Source organism: Bradyrhizobium sp. HKCCYLRH3061 (genome assembly GCF_051168015.1).
GTDB lineage: Bacteria > Pseudomonadota > Alphaproteobacteria > Rhizobiales > Xanthobacteraceae > Bradyrhizobium.
Genome location: NZ_JBNPUE010000010.1, coordinates 218,030 through 236,742, shown reverse-complemented (window position 1 = coordinate 236,742; position 18,713 = coordinate 218,030). Strand labels below are relative to the sequence as shown.

The following is an 18,713-nucleotide window of genomic DNA, read 5'->3' as shown; positions in this document are numbered from 1 at the left end:
CTCGGTCAGGAGAACGGAGGCATTGCTTCGAACGGGTTTCGTTGCCGCGCTCACGTCATTGACGCGAGACCAGATCGCTGATCCGCACCGGAAACCGCCTGATGCGGATGCCGGTCGCATGCGCCACCGCATTGGCGACTGCGCCGGCCGAGCCGGTGATGCCGATCTCGCCGACGCCCTTGATGCCGAGCGGATTGACGAACGGATCGTGCTCCTCGACCGTGAACGCCTCGATCGCCGGCACGTCGGCGCTCACCGGCACGTGATACTCGCCGAGATTGGCGTTCATGATGCGGCCGGTGCGGCGGTCGGTGACCGCCTCCTCGTGCAGCGCCAGCGAGATGCCCCAGATCATGCCGCCGACGAGCTGGCTCTTCACCAGCTTCGGGTTGATGATCCGCCCTGCCGCGAATGCGCCGACCATGCGAGTCACCCGGACCTGGCCGAGATCGGGATCGACCTTCACCTCCGCGAAGACCGCGCCATGTGAATGCATCGCATATTGCTCGTTGGCGGCAGGGTCGGGCATGCCGCTGCCGGAGCCCTCGACCTCGTCGAGGCCGGCGCGTGCGAGGATGTCGGCATAGCTCTCGCCGCGGCCCTCGTCGTCGCGCCGGAGCAGCCGGCCGTTGCGCGCGATCACGCCGGCATTGCCGGCGCCGAACAGCGGCGAATGCTGATCGGAGGTCGCGAGCTCCGCGAGCCTGGCGATGACGGCGGCGCCGGCATTGTGGATCGCCGTGCCGACGGTCGCGGTATGTGCCGAGCCGCCGGCGATGCCGGCATCCGGCAGGTCGGAGGTGCCGGCCTTGAACGTCACCTGATCGAGCTCGAGCGCGAGAGAATCCGCCGCGACCTGCGCGAACGCGGTCCAGGCGCCCTGGCCCATGTCGTGCGCGCCGCTCTCGACCACGCCGGTGCCGTCGCGCCGGATCACCGCGCGGGCCTGGCCTGCAAACATCAGCGCATGGAACGTCGCGGTGCCCATGCCCCAGCCGACCAGGAAGCCGTCTCTGTCGCGCATCATCCGCGGCTTCAGCGGCCGATCCCACCAGCCGAACTTCTCCGCGCCTTGCGTATAGCACTCGCGCAGCGCTTTCGACGAGAACGGCTTGCCGGTGGCCGGCTCGACCTCGGCGTAGTTCTTGACGCGAAATGCCAGCGGATCGAGGCCGCAGGCTTCGGCCATCTCGTCGACCGCGCTCTCCAGCGCGATCGATCCCGGCGCGATGCCGGGCGCTCGCACGAACAGCGGCGTGCCGGTGTCCATGCGTACCGCGTCGTAGGTCGTCGCGATCGCCGGCGCGGCGTACAGCGTGTGCGTCACATGCGCCGCGGCTTCATAGAAGTCCTCGAAGCTCGAGGTTGCGATCCTCGCGTGGTGACGGATCGCCGACAATTGTCCGGTGTTGCTGGCGCCGAGCTGCAGCGTCTGCCGGGTCGGCGAGCGATGGCCGAACGGGCCGTAGAGCTGCTCGCGGCGCGCCACCAGCTTCACCGGCCGGCCGACCATCTTCGCGGCGAGGATGCCGAGCACCTGCGGGCCGGCCATCAGGCCCTTGCCGCCGAAGCCGCCGCCGAGATAGGGGCTGCGGATCAGGATGTTCTCAGGCGCGATGCCGAACAGCTCGGCCAGGCGGCCGCGCATCATCACCAGGCCCTGGGTCGGTGTGTCGATGATGAGCCTGTCGCCCTGCCACTCGGCGACGATCGCGTGCGGCTCCATCGCGTTGTGATAATGCGGCGGGGTCTCGTAGATCGCGGTGATCTGCTTGTCACTGCCGGCCAGCGCGGCCTCGACGTCGCCGTGATGACTCTCGGCGGGAAAACCCATGCCGACGACAGGCGGAACATAGGCGTCGGCGGCATCGAGACCGATGCGGGCCGGCTCGGCCTCGTAGCGCGGCGACAGCAGCGCGGCGCCCTCGGTCGCGGCTTCCAGGCTTTCGGCAATGACCAGCGCGATCGGCTGGTTGGCGTAGCGCACACGGTCGTTCTGCAGCGCCTCGAAGCGGAACGCGAACGGGTTCGGCTTGCCGTCGGGATCGGCATGCAGCGGCGGCCGGTTGGCGGAGGTCATCACCTCGACGACGCCGGGATGCGCCTTGGCGGCTTCGACATCGAGCGCGACGACACGGCCGCGCGCGATGCTGGAGACCGCGAGCACAGCATAGAGCAGGCCGGGCGGATTGTTGTCGGCGGCGTAGCGCGCGGTGCCGGTGACCTTGGCGCGGCCATCGACGCGGGACAGCGGCTGGCCGATGGTGGAGCCGTGTCTGACATGGGCGGGATCGCGGGAGGGATTGAGCTCAGGCGTCATGAAGTGCTCCTGGAACGGCGGAGAAGGGAGAGGCCGGCAGCGCCGGCACGCGCGACGGCGTGCCCTCGGCTGCGGCGGCCAGCGCGCGCATGATCAGGCTGCGCGCGAGCGGGATCTTGTGGGCGTTGTCACCGGATGGCTTTGCATCGCGCAGCGCGGTCTCGGCAGCGTGCTCGAATGTGTGCGGCGTGGCCGGCTGGCCCGCGAGCACCGCTTCGGCTGGGTGGGCGCGCCACGGCTTGGCGGCGACGCCGCCGAGCGCCAGACGTGCGTGCGTGATGGTGCCATTCTCGATCACGAGACCGGCCGCGGCGGAGACGACGGCGAAGGCGTAGGAATTGCGCTCGCGCACCTTCAGATAGCGTGCATGCCCGGCGAACGCGCGCGCCGCCGCGGGCAGCCGGACCGCGACAATCATCTCGCCCGGCGCGAGCACGCTCTCGCGCTCCGGCGTGGTGCCGGGGAGCAGATGCAGCGCCTCCAGCGCGACCTCGCGCCGGCCGGAGCCGCCTTCGATCTCGACGATCGCATCGAGCGCCGCGAGCGGCACGCAGAAGTCCGAGGGATTGGTGGCGATGCAGGCCTCGCTCCAGCCGAGCACGGCGTGCTGATGGGTGTCGCCGCCGCGCGCGTCGCAGCCTGCGCCGGGCGTGCGCTTGTTGCAGGCCGAGGCCGGATCATAGAAATACGCGCAGCGTGTCCGCTGCAGCAGATTGCCGCCGACGCTGGCCGCGTTGCGCAGCTGCGCCGACGCGCCCGACAGCAGCGCTTCGGCGACCGCCGGGAAGTCGCGCGCGAAGGCTGCGTCATGGGCAAGGTCCGCATTGCGCACCAGCGCGCCGATCCGGACGTCGCCATTGCCTGACGTCTCGATGCGCGTCAGCTCCTTGATCTGGGAGATGTCGACCAGCCGCGCCGGCCTGATGACATTGCCCTTCATCAGGTCGAGCAGGTTGGTGCCCGAAGCGAGATAGGCGGCGCCGGGCGCGCTGGCCGCTACGATCGCCTCCGCGACCGTCGACGGCTTCACGTAGTCGAACCGGTTCATGCCGCGCGCTCCTTGTCCTCGGTGAGCGTCGCCTGGGCGTCGAGCACGGCCTCGACGATGCCGACATAGGCGCTGCAGCGGCACAGATTGCCGCTCATGCCTTCGCGCACGCGCTCCGGATCGCTGCCGGCCTGGCCTTCGTTGATGAGGCCGACCGCGCTCATGATTTGGCCGGGCGTGCAGAAGCCGCATTGCAGGGCGTCGTGGGCGATGAAGGCCTCCTGCACCGGGTGCAGCTGGTCTCCGTTGGCGAGCCCCTCGATGGTGGTGACGGCGGCGCCGTCGAGGCTGAGCGCGAGCGTCAGGCAGGCGTTGATACGGCGCCCGTCGATCAGGACGGTGCAGGCGCCGCACTGGCCGCGGTCGCAGCCTTTCTTGGTGCCGGTGAGATGGAGGCGCTCGCGCAGCAGGTCCAGCAGCGTGACGCGGGGGTCGTCGAGCGCAAGGGTTCGCGGCTCACCGTTGACGGTGAGTCTGACAGTCCAATTCATGCGTTGTTCCGATCGAAGCGATGGCCTAATCGGATCGCAGCGGGCACCGCCTTACGGGCGGTGGTCCGTCCAGATCCAGCGACCGCGGGACGACGAGCTGAGGAAGGTTGGCTGTCCCGGGTGGCAGGTCTATTTATACGGAGGGATCCTCCGTTTAGCAAGAGGACATGAACGGTCCGTCATCAAGAGCTGGTGAGATGGAGACGAAACCACAAGACCGCCATCGCAAGCCGCGCGCGGACGCGCAGCGCAATCGCGAGCGGGTGCTGGAGGCGGCCAAGGCGGTGTTCAGCGTCGGCGGCGCCGAGGCGAGCCTGGAAGCGGTGGCGCGCCAGGCCGGCGTCGGCATCGGCACGCTGTATCGTCATTTCCCGACCCGCGAGGACCTGTTCGAGGCAGTGTACCGGCGCGAGGTCGAGCAGCTCGCGGAGCTGGCCGAGGAGCTCAAGAGCGAGCCGTCGGCGGTCGAGGCGCTCCGGCGCTGGCTGCGCTCGACGGTGCAGTTCGTCGCCACCAAGAAGGGCATGATGGCCGCGCTCGCGATCGTCATGACCGCGAACTCCGAGCTCGCCGCCTATTCGCACGGCCATCTCACCCGCTCGATCGGCGCGCTGCTCGCCCGCGCCGTCGACGCCGGCGAGATTCGCGGCGACATCAGCGCCGACGACGTCCTGCGCGCGCTGATCGGTATGTGCTACATGCACGACCAGACCGGCTGGCAGCAGAGCGTGCTGCGGCTGCTCGACGTGTTCGTGGATGGGTTGAAGGTGGGGAAGGGAAGAGTCGGCGAAGCGTAGTTGACGATGTCCGCGCTCAGCGGGGCGGAAATAACAACAACGTCAACGATGTCAGGAACGCGTCCTGGTTTTGGACGCGGACGGCCTCGAAGCTCGTCAGTGCAGCTCTCGCCATTCTGATGGCGAGCTGCGCATCCAGGGTTTTGACCCGGATCATCGGATTATAGTCGGCTTCATGTCGCTTCTCCTGTAGCTCCAGGACAGCAGATGCGAACGCGTGAAGGTTTGCTCCAAAGCCTCCGGAAGGTGCAAACGGCAGGTATTTTGCGGAAAGCTTCGACTTTTTGACCTCCTCGCATAGCAATCGGAGGTCTCGATGGTCCACGGCTCTATAGACGAGGGCGTATAAGGGTGTCCCTTGTTTCGTCTTGCCAACGAATTGATCTGCAGCGGCAATGAGCGTTGCATGAAACAATCCATAATAGGCAGCGGAAATTGCGCGACGGATGTTCGCCTGTCGCGGTGGCCCCGCTGCAGGCGGAGCGATCAACTGCTCAGCCTGCTGAAACAGATGCTCCGGATTAAGTATCGCCAACGGGCTCGTTCTCCGCCTCGTATTCGATCAGCGGAAAACGGTCCTCGCCTGCAGCCCGGAGCTGCTCTTGGATCTGGACCAGCGTATCCAGCACTGCTTCTCCCTCGATGCTGGTCCCTTGGATGGGGCTCAATACGATGGTGATCCGCAGGGCATCACGGCCTTCGGAGTCCGCATAGGGCGCTGTGGTGACGTCTGTAACCGCGGCGGAGCTGCTCAGATTCGCAGTGGCGACCTCGCGGGCGATCTTGGCGATTTTGGCGTTGTCCAGCATCGACGCAATATACGCTGCATTCCGGAGAGTTGCCATCGGCTACCGTCCGGAGTTTCATACGGCTCGACGGCCATCTCACCCCCGCAACCACTCCATCAGCGCCTGCGCCGTCTCCTCCGGCTGCTCGGGTTGCGGCAGGTGGCCGCAATTCTCCAGCACCACCAGCCAGCTGCCGTCGATGCCGTCGGCCATCTCCTTCGACAGGCTGTTCGGGATGGTGTTGTCGGTGTCGCTGGTCAGCACCAGGGTCGGACAGCGGATCGCGGTCAAGGTCGGCCGCGAATCCGGGCGCGACATGATCGCCGTCAGCTGCCGGATGAAGCCGATGACGCCGACCTCCTCGGCCATGTCGTGCACGAGCTGGCGCAGCCGCGGATCATCCTGGCGCGACGGATGGACGAAGCCGGAGAACAGCTCGTCGACCACGCCGTGGTAGTCGCCCTCCTTGGCGCGGGTGATCATGGTGCGGCGGCGGGCGCTCGCCTCCGGCGTGTCGGGCCGCGCCTGGGTGTTGATCAGCGCCAGCCGACCCACGCGCTCCGGCGCCTGGCGCATGATCTCGAGCGCGATGTAGCCGCCCATCGAATGTCCCGCGAGCGCGAAGCGCGGCGGCGCCTCGGAGAGGATGCGGCGCGCGATCGCGGCCATGCTGTCGTCGCGGACGTGGTTCGCCACCATCACCGGCCCGAGCCGCCACAGCGCCGGGATCACCGGCGCATAGATGCGGGGCGACGAGATCAGGCCAGGCACCAGCACGAGCGGCAGCGCATCAGTCATGGGTCTTCCCCCCGGAAACGGCGTTCACCTGCATGTCCGGGTGTCGTCCGCCCGGCATGCCATTTACGCGCGAGAGGCGGCCGATGTCCAACGATGTGCTGCGGCTCGCGCCCGGCGTCCCAGGGCGACGACCTCGTCCCCAGCCTTGTCCTGGCTCATCCTGCGCCTCTTCGCGACAGTGGATGGCCAGCCGGATGATCGCTGTGATCGGGTCGCACGCGATGCTGCTTGGGCCGCGGCGCCTCTGGCTTTCGTGATTACGGCGTCATTCGCGGCAATCTGGTGGCGTCGTCCGCAATTCGCGCGCGAGGAAGGGGGCTAACTACTTCCGCCCCGGATCATGCCACCATCGCATGCAGCGCGATGATACCTGGATGGATCGTCAATCGTGGCAAACGAGGTCGGGCGTCACGATAATATCACGTAATGGGCGTGGGGCCCGGCGTCGCAAGGCCTGCGACCACAACGATTAGTTCGGGCAGCTCGTAACTTCACGTGGCTGTTGACGCCCGGCGCTCTCGTTCCGTCGCGGCGATGAATTGATAGCACCGGGCTGTCGGCGATGACATCGGAGCGATCGTCGCACCCGGAGGAAACATATCCGCGCGAAGTCTAGCTCTTGCCGGAGCAGCGCGGGCCGACGCTGTTGATGGAACGAGAGACGACTGCTCGCTCGGCAGCAGCGAGGACGCGTCCGGCGACGTCGCTGCCGGATGAAACAGTGGCACCCGCGGCAGCGAGGTCGATGCGAAGCTTAAGGTGCTGTGGCCCAATGCGCGAGCACGAGCCGGCACGGCTGCAGCCGAGCCCGGTGCCTCTTGTCGAAGGATCAGACGAGCAGTGGCTGCGCCGTGGCGGCGAGCTTCTTCAGCAGCGGCAGGAAGCGCTCCTTCATCTCGTCGACGCCGATGCGATCGACGTGGCCGCCGATGTTGGCGGCGGCGATGATGCCGCCGTCATAGCGGCGAATCGGCACGGAAATCGAGCGGAAACCCTCCTCCGCCTCGCCGTCGACGAGCGAATAACCGTCGTCCCGAACGGCCGTGACCGACGCGATCAACGCGTCCTTGTCGGTGATCGTCTGCGGCGTCATCTCGGTCAGCGTCATGCGCTCGACGGCCTGGCGCAACTGATCGTCCGGCATCCGGCTCAGCAACACGCGGCCGACCGACGTGCAGAACGCCGGCAGCCGATAGCCGATCTCCAGGCCGGTGGAGAACATGCGCGCCGGCGTCGCGCGCGCGATGAACACGACCTGGTCGCCGTCGAGGACGGCGAGAGAGCAGACCTCGCGGGCCTCGCCGGCCGTGCTGTCCATCAACGGCTGCATCACGCTGTTGACCTGGTTGGAGGCGAGATAGCTGGAGGCCAGCAGCAGCACGCGCGGCGTCAGCGAGAACAGCCGGTCGTCGCCATGGACGAAGCCGGAGGCTTTCAGGGTCAGCAGAATCCGTCGCACCGTGGCGCGGGCGAGGCCGGTGAGTTCCGCCGCCTTGCTCAGCGTCATCGGCCGGCCCTCGCGGCTGAAGGCTTGTATCACCCGCAGGCCGCGATCGAGCGCTTCCACGAACTCGGGACCGTCGCCCCGAGCCTGCTTCTTCTCCTCATCAGTGCGCTTCAGTTTCGGCATCGGCCTGACATGATCCGCTGTTGTTGTTTTCGGCCGCAGTGAAGCTGCAGTCCGTTGGCCCCTCGGCTTCGGTTGTAGCTTTTTCACTTGCGCTTCTCCCCACTTAAAGCGAATCTAATCTGGGCGAACATGTGTTCGTCTAGCGAACATTATTAGATGATCGCGTGACGCTCAACGCCCGACTTGCGACGGAACAGGAGAGACGGCCATCATGATGAGCCAGGAGCAGAACGACCTGATCACGCGCGTCGGACCCGGCGCGCCCGCCGGTAAACTAATGAGGATGTACTGGCAGCCGGCCGCGCTGGTCGATGAGCTCGCAGGCGAGCGCCCGGTGCGCGCGGTGAAACTGCTCGGTCAGGACTTCGTGCTCTTCAAGGATGCGCAAGGCCGCTACGGACTACTTGATCGCGATTGTCCGCATCGCGGCGCAGATCTCGCCTTCGGACGGCTGGAGAACGGCGGCTTGCGTTGCGCCTTCCATGGCTGGCTGTTCGACGCTGACGGCAATTGTCTGGAGACGCCGGCCGAACCGGCCGGCTCGCCGCTGTGCAAGAACGTCAAGCAGCGCGCCTATCCCGTGATCGAGAAGGGAGGCATCCTTTGGGCCTGGCTCGGCGATGGTGCAGCCCCGGCGTTTCCCGATCTCGACTGCTTCACCGCGCCCGACGCCTACACCTTCGCGTTCAAGGGCCTGATCGAGTGCAATTGGCTGCAGGCGCTGGAGGTCGGCATCGACCCCGCGCATGCCTCGTTCCTGCACCGCTTCTTCGAGGACGAGGATACGTCGACCGCTTATGGCAAGCAGTTCCGCGGTGCCTCCGCCGACAGCGAGCTGCCGATGACCAAGGTGCTGCGCGAGTACGATCGTCCGATCATCAATGTGGAGCGTACCGAATACGGCCTGCGCATCATCGCACTGCGTGAGATCGATGCCGAACGCACCCATGTCCGCGTCACCAATCAGCTGTTCCCGCATGCCTTCGTGATTCCGATGAGCACGGAGATGACGATCACGCAGTGGCACGTGCCGGTCGATGACGAGAGCTGCTACTGGTACGCGATCTTCACCAGCTATGGCGCGCCGGTCGACCGGGCGAAGATGCGGGCGCAGCGGCTCGAGCTCTATGAGCTGCCCGACTATCGCTCGCGCAAGAACAAGAGCAACGATTACGGCTTCGATCCACGGGAGCAGGCGACCGCGACCTACACCGGCATGGGCAACGACATCAACGTGCACGACCAGTGGGCGGTGGAGTCGATGGGCCGGATCCAGGACCGCACCCGCGAGCATCTGGGCCAATCCGACAAGGCGATCATCCAATATCGTCGGCTGCTGCGCGAGCAGATCGAGAAGGTCGCGAGCGGCGAACCGCCGATGCTGTTCCTCGATGCCGCCGGGGCCCGCAGCGTGCAGGGCCCGGCGACGATGGACGGCATCGGCCCGACCCGCGGCTGGGAGACCTACTGGATGGAAGTCGACGTCCGCCGCCGCCGCAACGCCCCCTGGGCAGCGCCGGTGCCGGCCGATATCGCGCGTCTCGCGCCGCATCTGAGCGCGGCGGAGTGATGGCAGGCGTGAGTGCGCATATGTCCTTCGGTGTAGTTGGCCAGCTCTCGCTCCGAGCGCAGTGCGCTCCCTCTCCCCGTTCTTCACCGGGAGAGGGTTGGGGTGAGGGGCAGCCGCACGGGAAGTGCGAGTGGTTGGACCTGTCCCCCCTCACCCGGATTGCATCTGACGATGCAATCCGACCTCTCCCCGCAAGCGGGGAGAGGTTAGGGCTCGCGCGCCGCAAGACTGCGCCCATGATCTCGCAGTTTGACAATGCATCATGGAGCCATCGTTGAGTTTCGTCGCCAAGCATCAGTTGTGGACCGTCGAGCAGGCCGAGGCCGCAGTGCGCATGCGCCGCCTCGCCGAGGAGCACGGCCTCACCACCATCCGCTTCTCGTTCCCGGACCAGCACGGCATCCTGCGCGGCAAGACGCTTACTGTCGATGCTGCGTTGTCCTCGCTCGAGGACGGCTGCTCGATCACGACGACCCTGCTCGCCAAGGACACCTCGCATCGCACCGTGTTTCCGGTGTTCACCGCCGGCGGTGGCTTCGGCATGGCCGAGATGCAGGGCGGCAGCGATGCACTGATGGTCGCCGATCCCACCACGTTCCGCGTCCTGCCCTGGGCGTCCGGCACCGGCTGGGTGCTCTGTGATCTGTACTTCGCCAACGGTGCGCCGGTCCCGTTCGCCACGCGCAATCTCTACCGGTCGGCATTGGCGACGCTCGAACAGCGTGGCTATCAGTTCATGGCCGGCCTCGAGGTCGAGTGCCACATCTTCAAGGTCGAGGATCCCAGGCTCGCGCCCGGTGATGCCGGCTCGCCCGGTCAGCCCGGCGTGCCGCCGACGGTCAGCCTGCTGACCCAGGGCTATCAATATCTCACCGAGCAGCGCTTCGATCAGATGGAGCCCGCGCTCGAGATCATCAGGGCCAATCTCGTCGCGCTCGGCCTGCCATTGCGCTCGATCGAGCTCGAATATGGCCCGAGCCAGTGCGAGTTCGTGCTGCAGCCGGCGCTCGGGCTCGCGCCCGCCGACACGATGGTGCTGTTCCGCAGCGCCGTGAAGCAGATCTGCCAGCGCCACGGCTATCACGCCACCTTCATGTGCCGGCCGCGCATCCCCAACGTGATGTCGTCGGGCTGGCATCTGCACCAGTCGCTGGTGGCGCGCGACGGCGGCAACGCCTTCATGACCGAGGATGCCGAAGGTCTGTCCGCGCTCGGCCGCCACTACATGGCGGGCCTGCTCGCGCATGCGCGCGCCTCGGCGCTGTTTTCGACGCCGACGATCAACGGCTACCGGCGCTACCGCGCCTATTCGCTGGCGCCGGACCGTGCCATCTGGGGCCGCGACAACAGAGGCGTCATGATCCGCGTGCTCGGCGGCCCCGGCGATCGCGCCACGCGCCTGGAGAACCGCATCGGCGAGCCCGCCGCCAATCCCTATCTCTACATGGCGTCGCAGATCGCAGCCGGCCTCGATGGCATCGACCGCAAGCTCGAGCCGGGACCGTCGGCCGATGTGCCCTATGAGACCAAGGCGAGCCTGCTGCCGAAATCGCTGCGCGAGGCCGTCGATGCGCTGAGGGACGACGCGTTCTTCCGCCAGGCGTTCGGTTCGACCTTCGTCGACTACTACACCTTCATCAAGAACGCCGAGCTCGAGCGCTTCCAGGCGGAGGTATCCGACTGGGAGCAGCGCGAATATTTCGAGATGTTCTGACGGCGATGCACCGCCTCACCGGCTGCGCACCAGCCCGCCGTCGACGTGGTTGTTTTGCCCGGTGACGTAGGCCGCGGCCCCTCGGCGCGGGTATTTCCGTATCCGCCGGATTCGTTCCCGCGCCGCCGCGTCGCATTTTCGTGAGTCCTGTGTCCGTTATTCCGCGCGCAAGCAGGCCTGCGGGAACCCGATCCCATCCAGCGGCATATCGAAGGAGGCGTTGCACAACTCACGCCGGTCTCGGCGCGACCCTGCATGTCATGGCGATGGAAGGCGGAGCAAGGAAGCATGTTGGAACACGGGCCGCAGCGCGATCGCGCGATTGTCGACAGCGGCGATGCATCCGATCTGTCGTCTGAGCGCCACGACATCTTCTTCGCGGCCGTCGAGACCACGCGGATGCCGATGATCGTCACCGATCCGCGCCAGCCTGACAATCCGATCCTGTTCGCCAACCGGGCGTTCCTGGAGATGACCGGCTACGCGCTGTCCGAGATCGTCGGAGCCAATTGCCGTTTCCTGCAGGGGCCGGACACCGACCGCGACACCATCGCGGCGATCCGCACCGCGATCGCCAACCGCCAGGACATTGCGGTGGAGATCCTCAATTATCGCAAGAACGGCGCTGCGTTCTGGAATGCGCTGTTCGTCAGCCCGGTCTACAACCGCGACGGCGAGCTGGTCTATTATTTCGGCTCGCAGCTCGACGTGTCGCGCCGGCGCGACGCCGAGAGCGCGCTGGTGCAGTCGCAGAAGATGGAGGCGATCGGCCAGCTCACCGGCGGCATCGCGCACGACTTCAACAACATCCTGCAGGTGATCATCGGCTACACCGAGACGCTGCAGGGCGCCGTCAGCGAGCTTGCCCCGCGGCACCGCCGCGCCGTCGAGAACATCCGGTCGGCCGCCAACCGGGCCGCGACCCTCACCCAGCAGCTGCTGTCGTTCGCGCGCAAGCAGCGGCTCGACAGCCGGCCGATCAACCTCAACAACATGATCGAGACCATGGTGCAGATGGCGCGCCACACGCTCGGTGACAGCGTGCGGATCGTCGTCAAGGCGCAGCCCGGCCTGTGGAACAGCCGCGTCGACCAGACCCAGGCGGAGGTCGCGCTGCTCAATCTGTTCGTCAACGCACGCGATGCGATGCCGCATGGCGGCACGTTGACCATCCGCACCGAGAACAAGGAGATCGCGGAAGAGGACATCGTGCAGTTCGGCGTGCCCAAGGGCGGGCGTTATGTCGCGCTCAAGGTGTCGGACGACGGCGTCGGCATTCCGCACCATATTCTCGCGCGGGTCGCCGAGCCGTTCTTCACCACCAAGGAGGAGGGCAAGGGCACCGGGCTCGGCCTCGCCATGGTCTACGGCTTCACCCGCCAGTCCGGCGGCAGCACCTATATCTACAGCGAGGTCGGGCAGGGCACGACTGTGCAGCTGCTGTTTCCGGCGACCGAGCAGGCGATCGCTGCGCCGTCGATCCGGCCGCAGATGGCGATGGACCGCACCGGCAGCGAACGCATCCTTATCGTCGAGGACCGCCATGAGGTCGCCGAGCTGGCGCGCTCGATCCTGGAGGATTTCGGCTATCGTACCGAGGTCGCGGCCAATGCGCATGCCGCGCTCGAGCTGTTGGATTCGGAGGTCCGCTTCGATCTGCTGTTCACCGATCTCGTGATGCCCGGCGGCATGAACGGCACCGTGCTGGCGCGCGAGGCGCGCAAGCGCCAGCCGAAATTGAAGGTGCTGCTGACGACCGGCTATTCCGATGCCGCGGTCGAGCGCGCCGACGCCAACATCGGCGAGTTCGAGATCATCAACAAGCCGTACCGCCGCACCGATCTGGTCCGCCGCGTCAGGCAATTGCTCGACGGCCCGACCGGCGTGACCTGATGCGACGCTTGACCAGGCGACTCCTCGCATCGAAAGTCGGGCTGGAGAGCGGAGATCCAACCATGCGTCACGTCACGGTGCAGACACCGGCCGATGCGCCAGTCCTTCAGCCCCGCGGTGAGCCACGGGAACTGGGCGTGGTCGCGGCCGGTGTCTATGCCAACGGCCGCCGCGTCGCCGACATTCCGATCGAGGACGCCGGCGACTGGGCCAAGCGACCGGGTCATGTGGTGTGGATCGGGCTGCACGAGCCGGATGCGGCGCTCCTGCAGCGCGTGGCGGACCAGTTCGGCCTGCACGAGCTCGCGATCGAGGATGCGTCGAAGGCGCATCAGCAGCCCAAGGTCGAGCGCTACGGCGATGCGCTGTTCGTCGTCGCCCGCACCGCGCAGCTCGTCAAGGAGCACATCGTGTTCGGCGAGACCCACATCTTTGTCGGCCCCGGCTTCGTGGTCTCGGTACGCCACGGCGCCTCGACCTCCTATGGCGCGGTGCGGGAGCGCTGCGAGAGCTGTCCGGGTTCGCTCGCCAAGGGCGAGGACTACATCCTCTATGCGATCCTCGACTTCATCGTCGACAATTACCGGCCGGTGACCGAGAGCATCATGGCCGAGGTCGAGGCGCTGGAGGAGGTCGTGCTGCAGCGGCCGCTCGCGCGCCACGAGGTCGACCGGCTGTATCGCCTGCGGCGCGACCTGCTGCGGCTGCGCCGCGCCGTCGGCCCCGTCGTCGACGTCTGCAAGCGGCTCGAGCATGTCGACAACGTCGCGATCGACGCCGAGATGGCGCCGTTGTTTCGCGACGTGCTCGACCACGCCAAGCGCGCCGAGGAGGATGCGGATTCCCTGCGCGAGATCCTCGCCTTCGTGTTCGAGGCCAGCATGATGGCCGGCCAGGCGCAACAGACCGACATCGCGCGGCGGCTGGCGGCGTGGGCCGCCATCCTCGCCGTGCCGACGGCGGTGGCCGGCATCTACGGCATGAACTTCGAGCACATGCCGGAGCTGAAATGGCAATACGGCTACTATGCCGTACTGGGCTTCATCGCCACCGTGTGCAGCGTGCTGTATTGGCAGTTCCGGCGGCGCGGATGGCTGTGAGGGGACGGGCTGTCGGTCCTCCTCGCGAAGCGGTGCGCGTGACCTCGAAATCGTTTGCCGTTGAGGGCGCAACGCGCCTGCCATGGCGCAGCGCTCACGCCGCGGCGGATCGCCCGGGATGTGCGGACCACCACGCGGCGATGGCCTCCGTCAGCTCGTCCCAGATCGCGGTCGGCAGATCAGGCACGGCGACGCGCACGCTGTAGCGATCCGTGGTGGCGTCGTGAAACCATTCCGTCGCAGCGAAATCGAAGCCGAAGCTGCCGGCGTGGCGGATCGGAAGCCCGGCGCGCCGGAGATCATCACTCATGGCGGTTGCGGCTTGCCGGGCGGTGGCCTCGTCGAGCGGCGCGCGACCGGCGAGCGTGACGTAGAGGCCGTGCGCGAAGTCGAGCTCCGCGGTCAGGCCGCGCAGCGTGGTCGCGAAGTGGCGCCGCGCCCGCCGGCTGTTGCGCAGGATGGCGGCCACGCGTCGCGCGGTCAGCTCGCGATAGGCCGGCAGGCCGACGTAAGGCGGGAAATGCGCCGGCAGCGCCGCGCCGCCGAGCAGCCTGACGGCGTTGCGCGTCTCGTCCGGCAGCGCCCGAAGCACAATGCGGCCCGCGGCGCCGGCCTTGCTCCAATCGGCGAAAGCGACCGAGCCGAGCCGGCCATATTCAGCGCCGAGCGAGTCGAGCTTGGTGTGGCTGCGCACCATCACGACCGGCACGTCCCAGCGCCGCGTCCAGGCCAGCACGCGGCGAATGCGGCCGGAGCCGTTGGCAAAGCAGGTGGTGTCGAAGATCAGGAGATCGATCGCCGGGCGGTCGCAACCCAGCACGGCTTCGAAGCGCGGCGCGGTCGCGCTGGAATCGATCAGCAGCAGCCGCGGCGCGGGCGAGCGCTGCGCCAGCGCGGCGGCCAGGTCGCGGGTCAGCGTCACCGGGCGCAGATGCCGCGCATGCGCCGCGACCAGCTCCTGCGTCTCGCCATAGGAGCCCGGCAGCATCAAGAGGTCCGCCGTGCCGAGAACGGGCCGCGTCGCCAGCAGCAGTGCCGCGATCGCCGCCATGCCGGAGATGGTGTAGATGGTGTCATGGCGGCTCTCGCCCGCCGCGTAGAACGACGGCCCGCGCACGTCGAGATCGGCGCGCTGATAGTCGTAGCTGAAGGCGAACGGGCCGGCGCGATGATCGTCCGCATCCGCCCAGGCCGTCTCTGTCGCGGTCCAGTCGCTGAGCGCGTGCTCGGCCTTCAGCGCGGCCGTGAGCTGAAACTTGCGCCGGATGACCTCCATCACCGAGCGCGGCGCCGGCAGCGCATGCGGTCTCCGCAGGCAGCAATTCAGGAGCTGCAGCTCCTGATGCTTGCGGGCGAGATAGGCTTCGATCGTCTCCATCGGGCTCTTCATGGGTGATGCTGGCGGCCGGGATGCAACGCGTGGGGATCGCGATGGGTCCAACGGAGTGCGGCAACGCGGCGCGGTTTGCTGTAGTCTGGCCGGACAAGGAGGAGACGATGGGCAGGGAACTCGAAGGCAAGGTGGCGGCGGTCACCGGCGCGGCGTCGGGCATCGGCCTGGCCAGCAGCGCGGCGCTACTGGCGGCCGGCGCGCGCGTCGTCATGATCGATCGCGATGCCGCGGCGCTGGCGAAGCTGCGCGAGACCCATGGCGACGCCGTGATCCCCGTCGTGATCGACCTGCTCGATCCCGCTGATTGCGCCACCCTTCTGCCGCGCGTCCTCGATGCGGCCGGACGGCTCGACATCCTCCACGCCAATGCCGGCAGCTATCTCGGCGGCGATCTCGTCGACGCCAGGACCGACGCGATCGACCGCATGCTGAACCTCAACGTCAATGTCGTCATGAAGAATGTGCGCGACGTTCTCCCGCACATGATCGCGCGCGGGTCGGGCGACATCATCGTCACCAGCTCGCTCGCGGCGCATTACCCGACGCCGTGGGAGCCGGTCTATGCGTCGTCGAAATGGGCGATCGACTGCTTCGTGCAGACGGTGCGGCGCCAGGTGTTCAAGCACGGCATCCGCGTCGGCGCGATCTCGCCCGGCCCGGTGGTCACCGCGCTGATCGCCGACTGGCCGGCCGAGAAGCTGAAGGAGGCGCGCGAGTCCGGCAGCCTGCTGGAGCCCTCGGAGGTCGCCGAGGTGATCATGTTCATGCTGACCCGTCCGCGCGGCATGACCATCCGCGACGTCGTGATGCTGCCGACGAATTTCGATCTGTAGGGCCGTCCAAAATTTCCCGAGCTGGACTCAACCCCAAGTCGTCGCCGCGCGTCAGGACATTCTTCGAGCGGGGCGGGATGACCTGTCCGGCGCCCGTGTCTCCGATCAAGGACGCGCGACGTCTCCGTGGAACTACGGGGGTCGAATTAAGCGCAACCTTAATCATACGGAACCTAGCGTGAGCCCGCGCAATCCGGGGGCAATAATGAAGATCGGCCGACTTTTCGCAATTTCCATGCTGTCGGTGACGGCTTTGGCCGTCCTCCCTTCTGCTCAAGTCGTGATCGAGCAGGTCAGGGCTGTCAGCAACAAGGCCGAGGCGATCAAGACGGTCGAGGCGTTCGGCGCCGTGCTGCTCTACGCGCAGGACGTGGTCGGCCATCGCGCCCCCTACATCACGCCCATATTCCAGGATTCGCCCGCGACGCCCGCGCAGCTCGAAGGCGTGCGCAAGATCAGGCAATCGGCCGAGGCATCCTTCGCCAGGGCGCGCGCGCAGCTGGCGAACGTCTCCAACAGCGAGGCGATCACACGCAGCCTGGACCAGGCCTCGTCCAAGCTGAACGAGATCCTCGCCAAGGTGGACCCCACGCTGACCGCGCCGCTGAACGCGCGTGATCCGGCCGTCATCAAGAGCTTTCTCCCCGGGGTCACCCAGGTCGCCCTGGCGATCGAGCCGATCCTGAACCAGCTGCAGAACCGCATCGCCAATGCCGACGCGTCGCTGACGACGCTGCTCGACGTCGCCCGCACCGCGCAGGACCTGCGCGTGACCGCCGGCGGCCGGGCTGCCGCGCTGTCGCCGGCGCTCAGCGCCCGCCGCGCCGTCACTCCGGCCGAGAAGGCGGCGATGGACCGCGCCCAGGGCCGCACCGAGGCCGACCGCGAGCGCCTGGATGCCGGCATCGACCAGCTCGGCAATCCGGAGCGGCTGCTCGCGGCGTTCAAGGAGGCGCGTGACGCCTATTTCGGGCGCGCCGTTCCGATCGTCGACAAGGACATCGCAGCCGGGCTCGGCGATCTCAACTACGCCCTCACCGCCGACAGCCTGGCCGAGGCGGTCGTCCCGGCCGTGCAGAAGTTCTTCGTCGTGCGCGACGCCGCGATCGGCGAGGCCCGCGACCGCGCCGTCGCGGCGCGCGATGCAGCCTATCTGATGCTCGCGCTGGCGACGGCGGTGGTCGCGGCCCTCGCCGGCATTCTCGTGTTCGTCACCCTGCTGCTGCGCCGCCGCGTGATCAACCCGATCGTGGCCCTGACCGGCCTGATCGGCGAGATGGCGGCCGGCCATGACGACGTGGCGATCCCGACGATCGATCGCGACGACGAGATCGCCGCGATGACCGGCTCGCTGCAGACCTTCAAGGAGGCGCTGCTGGAGAAGAAGCGCGCCGAGCAGGCGGCCGCGGCCGACGCGCAGGCCAAGATCGAGCGCGGCCAGCGTGTCGAGCGTTTCACCCGCGAGTTCGAGATGGCGATCGGCGAGGTCGTCGGCATCGTGTCGTCAGCGTCGGCCGATCTGGAGCGCTCGGCCTCGTCGCTGACGACGACCGCCGGCCGCTCGCTGGAGCTCGCCACCGTCGTCACCCAGGCGTCCGAGGAGGCCTCGACCAACGTGCATTCGGTCGCCGCGGCCGCCGAGGAGATGAGCTCGTCGGTCACCGAGATCAGCCGCCAGGTGCAGGACTCCGCACGCATCGCCAACGAGGCGTTGGCGCAGGCGCGCAAGACCAACGACAACGTCGCCGAGCTCGCCAAGGCCGCCGCGCGGATCGGCGACGTCGTCGAGCTGATCAATGCGATCGCCGGCCAGACCAACCTGCTCGCGCTCAACGCCACCATCGAGGCCGCCCGCGCCGGCGAGGCCGGACGCGGCTTCGCGGTGGTCGCCTCGGAGGTGAAGGCGCTGGCCGAGCAGACCGCCAAGGCCACCGGCGAGATCGGCCAGCAGATCGGCGGCATCCAGGCGGCGACCCAGGAGTCGGTCGGCTCGATCAAGGAGATCGGCGAGACCATCGCCCGGATGTCGGAGATCGCGTCCGCCATCGCCTCCGCCGTCGAGGAGCAGAGCTCGGCGACGCGCGAGATCTCCCGCAACGTCCAGCAGGCGGCGCACGGCACCCAGCAGGTGTCGGCCAACATCGCCAGCGTCCGGCATGGCGCCGACGAGACCGGCTCGGCCTCGTCGCAGGTGCTGTCCGCCGCGAAGTCGCTGTCCGGCCAGAGCAGCCGCCTCCGCGACGAGGTCAGCAGGTTCCTCGACTCGGTGCGGGCGGCGTGAGGGTGCATTTTGCGTGGCCTCGACGAGGGCCGCGCATCGCCACCCGATCGCAGCAGC

General features: G+C 67.6%; 15 protein-coding genes. 7 read left to right on the top strand and 8 right to left on the bottom strand.

The window, feature by feature from the left end:
* Positions 1–55: 55 nt before the first annotated feature.
* Genes ACQR2C_RS18410 through ACQR2C_RS18400 form a run of 3 tightly spaced genes read right to left on the bottom strand, consistent with a single transcriptional unit; the run spans position 56 to position 3,859 of the window.
* The gene (locus tag ACQR2C_RS18410; RefSeq protein WP_434881785.1) at positions 56–2,320 is read right to left on the bottom strand and encodes a xanthine dehydrogenase family protein molybdopterin-binding subunit; all 2,265 of its coding nucleotides are present in this window, start codon (positions 2,318–2,320) and stop codon (positions 56–58) included.
* Positions 2,310–3,368, bottom strand: a complete 1,059-nt coding sequence (locus ACQR2C_RS18405; RefSeq protein ID WP_434881784.1) for an FAD binding domain-containing protein — start codon at positions 3,366–3,368, stop codon at positions 2,310–2,312. Before ACQR2C_RS18405 ends, ACQR2C_RS18410 begins: the two co-directional genes overlap by 11 nt.
* On the bottom strand, positions 3,365–3,859 hold the full coding sequence (locus ACQR2C_RS18400; RefSeq protein ID WP_434874802.1) for a (2Fe-2S)-binding protein: 495 nt from the start codon (positions 3,857–3,859) through the stop codon (positions 3,365–3,367). The genes ACQR2C_RS18405 and ACQR2C_RS18400 overlap by 4 nt, the downstream gene beginning before the upstream one ends.
* A 197-nt stretch (positions 3,860–4,056) precedes the next feature.
* On the opposite strand from ACQR2C_RS18400, the gene ACQR2C_RS18395 reads away from it, so the two are divergent.
* A complete protein-coding gene (locus tag ACQR2C_RS18395; RefSeq protein ID WP_434874803.1) occupies positions 4,057–4,656 on the top strand; it encodes a TetR/AcrR family transcriptional regulator in 600 nt (199 codons plus the stop codon).
* 16 nt (positions 4,657–4,672) lie between these two features.
* On the opposite strand, the gene ACQR2C_RS18390 is transcribed toward ACQR2C_RS18395, so the two are convergent.
* The 4 genes from ACQR2C_RS18390 to ACQR2C_RS18375 all read right to left on the bottom strand — a co-directional run bounded on the left by ACQR2C_RS18390 (position 4,673) and on the right by ACQR2C_RS18375 (position 7,872).
* Positions 4,673–5,191 (bottom strand): hypothetical protein, encoded by a 519-nt coding sequence (locus tag ACQR2C_RS18390; protein WP_434881783.1) that lies wholly within the window; start codon positions 5,189–5,191, stop codon positions 4,673–4,675.
* Positions 5,178–5,465: a hypothetical protein gene (locus ACQR2C_RS18385; RefSeq protein ID WP_315801503.1), complete on the bottom strand. Its 288-nt coding sequence runs from the start codon at positions 5,463–5,465 to the stop codon at positions 5,178–5,180. The genes ACQR2C_RS18390 and ACQR2C_RS18385 overlap by 14 nt, the downstream gene beginning before the upstream one ends.
* Positions 5,466–5,540: 75 nt before the next feature.
* Positions 5,541–6,242 (bottom strand): alpha/beta fold hydrolase, encoded by a 702-nt coding sequence (locus ACQR2C_RS18380; RefSeq protein ID WP_316182227.1) that lies wholly within the window; start codon positions 6,240–6,242, stop codon positions 5,541–5,543.
* Positions 6,243–7,071: 829 nt separating this feature from the next.
* On the bottom strand, positions 7,072–7,872 hold the full coding sequence (locus ACQR2C_RS18375; RefSeq protein ID WP_315801501.1) for an IclR family transcriptional regulator domain-containing protein: 801 nt from the start codon (positions 7,870–7,872) through the stop codon (positions 7,072–7,074).
* Positions 7,873–8,083: 211 nt separating this feature from the next.
* Between ACQR2C_RS18375 and ACQR2C_RS18370 the strand changes: the two genes are divergently transcribed.
* From ACQR2C_RS18370 to ACQR2C_RS18355, 4 genes are all read left to right on the top strand, one after another.
* Positions 8,084–9,442, top strand: coding sequence for a Rieske 2Fe-2S domain-containing protein (locus tag ACQR2C_RS18370; protein ID WP_434848190.1), 1,359 nt, complete (start codon positions 8,084–8,086; stop codon positions 9,440–9,442).
* Between the two features lie 274 nt (positions 9,443–9,716).
* Complete coding sequence (locus ACQR2C_RS18365; RefSeq protein ID WP_316218221.1) at positions 9,717–11,156, top strand: glutamine synthetase family protein; 1,440 nt, start codon at positions 9,717–9,719, stop codon at positions 11,154–11,156.
* 288 nt (positions 11,157–11,444) lie between these two features.
* Positions 11,445–13,049 (top strand): hybrid sensor histidine kinase/response regulator, encoded by a 1,605-nt coding sequence (locus ACQR2C_RS18360; protein ID WP_315801498.1) that lies wholly within the window; start codon positions 11,445–11,447, stop codon positions 13,047–13,049.
* 62 nt (positions 13,050–13,111) lie between these two features.
* Positions 13,112–14,149, top strand: coding sequence for a magnesium and cobalt transport protein CorA (locus ACQR2C_RS18355; RefSeq protein ID WP_434881782.1), 1,038 nt, complete (start codon positions 13,112–13,114; stop codon positions 14,147–14,149).
* Between the two features lie 94 nt (positions 14,150–14,243).
* Here ACQR2C_RS18355 and ACQR2C_RS18350 read toward each other — a convergent pair whose 3' ends face one another.
* Complete coding sequence (locus ACQR2C_RS18350; protein ID WP_434874807.1) at positions 14,244–15,527, bottom strand: hypothetical protein; 1,284 nt, start codon at positions 15,525–15,527, stop codon at positions 14,244–14,246.
* Between the two features lie 119 nt (positions 15,528–15,646).
* On the opposite strand from ACQR2C_RS18350, the gene ACQR2C_RS18345 reads away from it, so the two are divergent.
* Together ACQR2C_RS18345 and ACQR2C_RS18340 are read left to right on the top strand one after the other, a co-directional pair.
* Positions 15,647–16,375: an SDR family oxidoreductase gene (locus ACQR2C_RS18345; RefSeq protein ID WP_316182235.1), complete on the top strand. Its 729-nt coding sequence runs from the start codon at positions 15,647–15,649 to the stop codon at positions 16,373–16,375.
* A gap of 205 nt (positions 16,376–16,580) precedes the next feature.
* Complete coding sequence (locus tag ACQR2C_RS18340) at positions 16,581–18,656, top strand: methyl-accepting chemotaxis protein (protein ID WP_434881781.1); 2,076 nt, start codon at positions 16,581–16,583, stop codon at positions 18,654–18,656.
* The last annotated feature ends 57 nt before the right edge of the window (positions 18,657–18,713 follow it).